Annotated in this window: 7 protein-coding genes, 2 tRNA genes and 1 pseudogene; 3 read left to right on the top strand and 7 right to left on the bottom strand. The window is 61.5% G+C overall.

The genetic code is table 11. The features are described 5' to 3' along the window. The 5 genes and pseudogenes from EN884_RS39675 to EN884_RS19910 form a co-directional block, all read right to left on the bottom strand. Positions 1 to 350: pseudogene (locus EN884_RS39675) on the bottom strand (DUF2497 domain-containing protein); the annotation flags it as partial. A 215-nt stretch (positions 351 to 565) separates the two neighbouring features. Next, positions 566 to 1,957 (bottom strand): TolC family outer membrane protein, encoded by a 1,392-nt coding sequence (locus EN884_RS19925; RefSeq protein ID WP_063168121.1) that lies wholly within the window; start codon positions 1,955 to 1,957, stop codon positions 566 to 568. Positions 1,958 to 2,138: 181 nt separating this feature from the next. Further along, positions 2,139 to 2,807, bottom strand: a complete 669-nt coding sequence (locus tag EN884_RS19920) for a protein-L-isoaspartate O-methyltransferase (protein ID WP_024503837.1) — start codon at positions 2,805 to 2,807, stop codon at positions 2,139 to 2,141. Between the two features lie 90 nt (positions 2,808 to 2,897). After that, positions 2,898 to 2,971 (bottom strand) — tRNA-Cys (locus EN884_RS19915). Between the two features lie 288 nt (positions 2,972 to 3,259). Next, on the bottom strand, positions 3,260 to 3,517 hold the full coding sequence (locus EN884_RS19910) for a hypothetical protein (protein WP_024503836.1): 258 nt from the start codon (positions 3,515 to 3,517) through the stop codon (positions 3,260 to 3,262). A 224-nt stretch (positions 3,518 to 3,741) separates the two neighbouring features. Here EN884_RS19910 and EN884_RS19905 point away from each other — a divergent pair. Further along, positions 3,742 to 3,816, top strand: a tRNA-Asn gene (locus tag EN884_RS19905). A gap of 158 nt (positions 3,817 to 3,974) precedes the next feature. Then, positions 3,975 to 5,243: a DUF6538 domain-containing protein gene (locus tag EN884_RS19900; RefSeq protein ID WP_063168122.1), complete on the top strand. Its 1,269-nt coding sequence runs from the start codon at positions 3,975 to 3,977 to the stop codon at positions 5,241 to 5,243. Here the strand turns inward: EN884_RS19900 and EN884_RS38710 are convergent. Together EN884_RS38710 and EN884_RS19895 are read right to left on the bottom strand one after the other, a co-directional pair. Then, a complete protein-coding gene (locus EN884_RS38710; protein WP_158515785.1) occupies positions 5,225 to 5,398 on the bottom strand; it encodes a hypothetical protein in 174 nt (57 codons plus the stop codon). The two genes, EN884_RS19900 and EN884_RS38710, sit on opposite strands and share 19 nt — an antisense overlap. A gap of 73 nt (positions 5,399 to 5,471) precedes the next feature. Continuing rightward, complete coding sequence (locus tag EN884_RS19895; protein WP_063168124.1) at positions 5,472 to 5,693, bottom strand: hypothetical protein; 222 nt, start codon at positions 5,691 to 5,693, stop codon at positions 5,472 to 5,474. A gap of 317 nt (positions 5,694 to 6,010) precedes the next feature. Here EN884_RS19895 and EN884_RS39030 point away from each other — a divergent pair. Beyond that, positions 6,011 to 6,815, top strand: an 805-nt coding sequence (locus EN884_RS39030; protein WP_206530468.1) for a hypothetical protein, incomplete at its 3' end; no start/stop codon positions are given.

Genomic DNA, 6,815 nt, shown 5'->3' with positions numbered 1-6,815 from the left:
GCAACGCGGGCGATGACCTCGGCGAGTGTCATCGATGGCCTTGCCGGGCTGGGATCGGGGCGCACCGGCGTTTCCATGCGCGCCACCACCGGCTCGGCCGGCGGCAGCTGTGACTGGACTTCCGCCAGCGTGACAGGCTTCCTGCCCTCGGGGGCGGCATGCAGGTCGGCACGAAAAGCTTCCACGTCGGGGGCTGCATAGGCGCTCGACGCGCGCTCCAGATCCTGGCTCAGCTCATCGGCGTCGCCCGGCTGCTTGCGGCCGCCGTCGCTGTCCTCGATGATCCGCCTGATGGAAGCCAGTATCTCTTCCATGGAAGGTTCGCGCTGTGCGCTGCTTGCCGTTGCCATCGTCACATCCGCCGCCCTTGTGACCCCTGTTGGGTTTTCCGCTCCGGCAGAGCCGGATCGAATCATGGCCACAGCGTAACCGACGGATCGCCGCACGAGAATCCCCAATCTGGGGACTTGTGGGATTTCAACAGATTAGCGCCATCTGAACCCGAGAGCCGCAGCGCGAAAGATCCTGCTCAAGCAGGGAACACGGCCAGTTCAGGCCGAACGCCTCAGCGGCCGTCCGGCGTGCGCAGTCCGTACCACTTGTCCTTGACCGCGTTGTAGTGCTCTTCAGGCTTGTATTTCGCTACCTGCAAGCCAAGGCGGTCGACGGACAGACGGCCGGTCGCCTGCAGGATGGCGTAGCTCGCCACCACCACATCGTGTTCGTAACCGGCCTGGTTGATCTGGGCGGTGATGACCGTCGCCTGCGCATTGAGGACGTCGAGCGTGGTGCGCTGGCCGACATTGCGCTCTTCGATGACACCGTTCAGTGCCAGCTTCGCGGCTTCGATCACTTGCCTGTTGGCCGTCAGCTGCTGCTGCGCGGCGGTGTACTCGGTCCAGGCGGCGGTGACGGCCTGGCGCACCTGGTCGCGGCTGACATCGACCTGGATGCGGGCCTGGCTGAGCGATTCCTTGTCCTGGCGCACGATCGCCGAGGTGCGGCCACCCGAATAGATCGGGATGGTCAGCGTTGCCCCGACACTGGCCGAATTGGTCGTGCCATCCTGCGAACCGACACCCGGCAAAGGCGAGGTATTGCGATAGGCGCTCGAAACGCCGGCGGAAGCCGACAGCTGCGGCAACAGCGCACCTTCGGCCGACTTCACCGAAAACGCCGCGGCATCGACCAGATGCTGCGTGGCAAGGATGGCCGGATGCTCGTTCGAGGCCACCCCGACGGCGGCGGCGAGGCTCGACGGCAACAGCTTTGCCACCGGCGAAGCGCCCTTGAGTTTGCCCGGCTCGTCGCCAACGATCTGGCGATAGAGCGCCGCACTTGCCAGCGCCTGCGCCCGGGCAGCACTCAGCGACGCCACCGCGGCGGCGCGCGAAGCGTCGGCCTGGGCGACATCGGTGCGCGTGCCTTCGCCAACTTCGAAGCGCGAACGCGCCGCGCGCGCCGTTTCGGTCAGGAACTGCAGGTTCTGCTCGGTCAGCACGGCGACCTGCCGGTCGCGAATCACGTTCATATACGCTTGCGCCGCGCTGAACAGGATGCCCTCTTCAGTGTTGCGCAGGCTTTCGACCGAGGCCCGGACCTGCGCTTCGGCGGCAGCGACATTGTTCCTGGTCTGAAAGCCGTCGAACAGCGTCTGGTTGATCTGAACGCCAAAATTGCCGGTGGTCAGCCGCACGCTTGAATTGGTGCCGTTGAGATGGCTGCTCGAATAATCGATATCCGCCGAGCCGGTGACAACCGGGCGGTAGCCCGACTTGGCGATGGCGACACCCTCGTCGGTGACGCGAACGCCGGCACGGGCCGAATTCAGTGAAGAATTGTACTGGTAGGCCTTTGCAAGCGCGCCGGAGATGGTTTCGGCTGAAGCGGCCAGTGGGGACAGCATGGTCGCCGAAACGAGGACGGCGGTGAAAAGTGACTTGCGTAAAGACGGCACGGTTAAACCCTCATTCGTTTTCCATGGGAACCGCGCCGCGCCTGCTTCTCTCATAGATCAGCCGGCGCCGCGTGTTCGTGTTCCCTGCTGCTCACCCCCAAAGTGCCCCCAGTTTGGCATCAGCAGCGATCGTTCAAATGCAAGCGACCATGACAAAGCCTCTGCTGCAAGGCCAAATCATTCAGAATTCGAAAGCACGAATGCGTTCAAACCCCGGTAGTGGCTTAATTGCCGCATTAAATGCACGTCTTCCGGTTACAACCCCCCCGGCCTTGAAAAAGAGACGGGCCACGCCGGAATTGCCCTGCCCTTCGACGGCGACGAGTCGGCCGCCTTCGGCAAGCTGGTCGAGCAACGGGGCCGGCACTTCCGCGACACTGCCACCGATAAAGATAACATCATAAGGCGCCTTGGCGGCATGCCCCTGCGGCAACGCGCCCTGGACGACGGTCACATTGCCGCAGCCAAGCGACGAAAGCGTCGATCTGGCGGTTTCCGCCAGCGCCGAATCGTTTTCGAGCGCCACTACGGACCCGGCCAGCCGCGACAGGATGGCCGAGGCGTAGCCCGTTCCGCAACCGACATCGAGCACCGAATCGGTCGGGTTGATCTCGGCCAGCTGGATAAGCTTGGCCAACGGCGACGCTTCCATCAGGTAGCGCGAACCGTCCGCGCCGGCTGCAATGCGGATGTCCTCGTCGATATAGGCGAGATCGCGCTGGGCGGCGCCGACAAACATCTCTCTTGGGACGACAAGCATTGCATCGAGTAGCGGCGCGCTGGTCACATCTGTGGTGCGGACCTGGCCGTCGACCATCTTGACGCGTAGTTCGGAGAAATCAGCGCTCATGTCCCAACCAGTCCGCTTGCCGCGCCAGAACCGCGGTCCATTGTGTCAGGAACTTCAGGCCCCTGCGCTGCCGCGCGGGGGCCCGGGCATTGGAGGCCTCGCCCGGAATCGAACCGGGGTGCAAGGATTTGCAGTCCTCTGCGTAACCACTCCGCCACGAGGCCTCATTGCTCCCGGCGTTCCACCCGGTTCCAATAGGTTGCGGCGAAAATGCCGTCAAGCGGCCACCTTGCATTCCGAACGGTTTCCTCGCGTCAGTCCGGACGGCGTCCGGCAAATCATCGGACCGCTTTATTAGCGGACAGTTAAGCATAGCCTGATGGGAGAAGAAACGCATCCTGTCGCCGCATGACAGGGCAAGGCTTGCCTCGGCCGCGGCTGTTCTCAAGCAGATCCGTGAGGCACTGGAAGAGCAGGCCGCCCACTGAAACACCACCTTGCGCTATCGGCGGTCAATCGGGCCGGCGACGCCGTTCCCACCAGACGACAAAGCGACGCCGGTGACGGCGGACCATGGCGAATTCATAGGACAGCACCAGCAATCCGAGCGGAACCATCCAGAAGCCGAGGATCGGCAGGAAACCGAGGATGCCACCGATGGTCAGCAGGATGCCGATCGTGATTCTGAGCCCGCGCGAGCGCGGCATTTTGAACTCGCGCCCGAAAACAGAGATTTTGCGCGCCGGCATCTGGTTGTCTTGTGCTGTCATCGTCTCGAAAGATTGACCCGTTTCGATCGTTCGCAAGCATGCTCAAACCAAAGCCGCCGCCGCGCTTTCGGTTCCATATCCCTGCCAAGACGGCTAATATGAGGGCATCCTTCGACGATTGCGAGAAAGGCCTATGCGAAAAAGCCTCGGAAAAATGTGAAAAGCTTCTTTGCAAAGCCGAAAAGGGCAGCTATAGGCTGCGCCACTCACATAAGAGCCTCCGTTCCCCGGTAGCTCAGTGGTAGAGCAACCGGCTGTTAACCGGTTGGTCGCTGGTTCGAATCCGGCCCGGGGAGCCAATTTCTGTGCTTTCAGCGCATTGCCAGACTTTCCAACGCTTTGGTTTAATTGAATAATCCGCGCCGACAGCGTCAGGTGATCAATCGGCACGCGGAATTTTGCTAAACATCCTGCTGCACATATTGCCATACACAGGCGCAGCGCGCATGGTAGCGGTATGAACGTCAAGCGCCGCAATAAGACCTTCCACATCGTCCGCCGAGTGCCTAAGCGCTATGCTGCAATCGAGCCGCGCACTCAAATCTGGATCAGCCTTCACACGGACTCCGAAACGGTTGCGCGACAGAAGGCTCCAACCGCATGGGCGCATATGGTCGAGGGCTGGGAAGCTACCCTTGCCGGCGCAACCGACGATGCCGAGCGACGGTTTGCAGCGGCGAAGGAACTGGCCGCCGTGCGCGGCTACAACTACCTGCCCGCTGATCGCATCGCCCAACTCCCCCGCGAAAAGCTGCTCGAACGTGTCGAGTCCGCCCTGAAGCTCAATGGCGATGCTGCCAAGATCGAGGCGCGCGCCGTGCTGGGCGGCGCTCCCGAACCGGGGATCAAAATCAGCAAGGCACTGGAGTTGTATTGGGGCTTTGCCAAGCAGGACACGATAGGCAAGAGCGAGGATCAGCTTCGCCGCTGGGAGCACCCCCGCAAACGTGCCATCGCCAACTTGATTGAAGAGATCGGCGACAAGGAGCTTTCAGAGATCACCGGAGACGACATGCTCGACTTCCGCGAAACATGGATGGAGCGGATAGCGGCCGGCGATGCCAAGCCCGACACTGCTAACAAGGATTTCCAGCACATCGGCAATATCCTTCGCACCGTGGTCAAGATGAAGCGGCTAGGGCTGGTCCTGCCGCTGGACGGCCTCACCTTCAAAGCCGACAAGGAGCGGACCCGCCCGCCTTTCTCGGTCGACTGGATCAAGACCAAGCTGCTTGCCCCCGGCGCGCTGGACAGCTTGAACACGGAAGCCCGGTGCATCCTGCTTGGCATGATCAACACCGGCTATCGCCCCGGCGAAGCGGCCGGGCTCATGCCGCACCACATCCGCCTGGATGTTGACGTGCCATATATCAGCATTGAGCCGGAAGGCCGGCAGCTAAAGAACAAGGTGAGCGAGCGTGTCATTCCGCTGGTAGGCGTGTCGCTCGAAGCCTTCAAGCACTGCCCGCAAGGCTTTCCGACCTATCGTTTCAAGGACAAGATCAGCGACACGGTGAACAAGTACCTTCGGGAACACGACCTGTTAGAGACACCGGAACATGTTCTCTACAGCCTGCGGCATTCTTTTGAAGACCGGATGATTGCCGCCAAGGTAGATGAGCGTATCCGGCGCGACCTGTTCGGCCATGCGCTGGGCAGGGAACGCTACGGCGAAGGCGCGACGTTGGCGCACAAGCGCGACATCCTTCAGAGCTTCGCCCTTTGAGCAGCGACGATTGCCCGCGCCCGGGCGATGGGGTCTCCCCTCGCCTCTTCGGCCGCGATTTCCGCCTCTAGCCGCGTGAAGATCGGCGCATAGATCGCATCTTCGACCACAAGCGACGCAACGAACGCGTGGGCGGCTTTGAGCCGGGCCAGCATGGACCCGTGATCGTCGGCTATGGTCGAAGAATGCAGCATGGCTTGGGCAACTTTTTTGAAACCGGGTGCAAACTCAGCGGCGCACGATATGCGCACCGATCCAGATGGCGGGCCAGGCAACCAAGAAGAGCGCCGCCGCGACCAACGCGGCCGGCCGGAGCCGCAAGAGATCGTCGACCACGGCGCGAGAGTTCGCCGCCACTGCCGGGCTGGCGTCGCGATTGGTGACGATGCCCTGAAGGAAGAGAACGCCCCCGGCTACCCAAAGCGCCGCGACCGGAAAAATGATGTCCATGAAAATTCACGCCCGTTTTGACCACGACCGGGAGTCTGGCACAGTTCGCCCGAATAGCAACACGAGCGCACGTCTGGCCCAGAAGCTTTCGCACTGCCATACGAAGTCTTCGTCAACACATTGCTTTGATTTTGCAACTTGTTGCAAACTTTTCCTGCCGATTACACTTCAGAAGCACTGTCGATTTGACCACGCTCATGGTAGATATGGGGTGCGCTGGTTCACGCTGCGCCGCGTGGACTGTCAACAGGGGCGGTGCCGCATTTTTCCTTGGTCGGATGGCGGTGCCGCCCCTCTCAGACCAAGGAATAGACCAAATGTCCCCTCACCTAGCCTATTCACGCCCTCAATCCGCCGATGCCACCACCGACGCGGACAACACCAACAATCCCCCAGACATCGACACGACAGAGCCAGTGCAGCAGCCGGACCAAAAGGAATGGCGGATGCACAGCCACTACAGGCCGGAGAATTGGCCATTGTCTCGCACGATTTCCCAACAGGGCATCATGCGGCAATACATCCGCGTCTGGCGTCACTACATACCGGTGGGCACGCGAGACACGATCCTGATCATCATCGACAAAACCGTGAACTGGGGCGTGAGCACGTGCTGGCTCACCTACAGGCAGATAATGCAGGCGAGCGGGCCGAAGGAAACGCAAGCCCGAGGGCATATCCAGTGGTTAGAGGCCGAGGGTTTCATCACGGTAGAGCACTCCCCCGGCAATGCCAAAGGTATGCGCATTACTCTCAACCTCGACTGGGAACCGTCCGACCCACCAGTGTCGCAAAAGGCACTCCCACGGAAAAGTGTGGGGGCAACTCCCACGGAAAACCGAGGGGGCAGGAAGGTGACCCCCACGGAACACCAAGGGGCTACCCCCACGAAAAGCCAAGGGACTACCCCAACGGAAAACCGAGGGGCATTTAGAGAGAACGTTTCAGAAGGAACCGCAGAAGGAAATTCAAAGCTCAGAGGGAATGATTACTCGCCGCCTGCCGGCAACGAGGGGTCGGCCCCGAAAACCGAAACGTCTCATCCTATCCGGCAACGCGTTCGCCCGGTCGTTCAAGGCGCTTCCGGGGAAAAGACGCCTCCGGCGAAAGAGAACCCCCCGG

This window comes from Mesorhizobium sp. M7A.F.Ca.AU.001.01.1.1, from assembly GCF_004022735.1.
Taxonomy (GTDB): domain Bacteria; phylum Pseudomonadota; class Alphaproteobacteria; order Rhizobiales; family Rhizobiaceae; genus Mesorhizobium; species Mesorhizobium ciceri.
This window is presented reverse-complemented; position numbering and strand designations above follow the sequence as displayed.

Bases quoted from the DNA above. Each gene is read 5' to 3' on its own strand.
- EN884_RS19920 (WP_024503837.1), bottom strand. From the start codon at position 2,807: ATGAGCGCTGATTTCTCCGAACTACGCGTCAAGATGGTCGACGGCCAG.
- EN884_RS19910 (WP_024503836.1), bottom strand. From the start codon at position 3,517: ATGACAGCACAAGACAACCAGATGCCGGCGCGCAAAATCTCTGTTTTC.
- EN884_RS19900 (WP_063168122.1), top strand. From the start codon at position 3,975: ATGAACGTCAAGCGCCGCAATAAGACCTTCCACATCGTCCGCCGAGTG.
- EN884_RS38710 (WP_158515785.1), bottom strand. From the start codon at position 5,398: ATGCTGGCCCGGCTCAAAGCCGCCCACGCGTTCGTTGCGTCGCTTGTG.
- EN884_RS19895 (WP_063168124.1), bottom strand. From the start codon at position 5,693: ATGGACATCATTTTTCCGGTCGCGGCGCTTTGGGTAGCCGGGGGCGTT.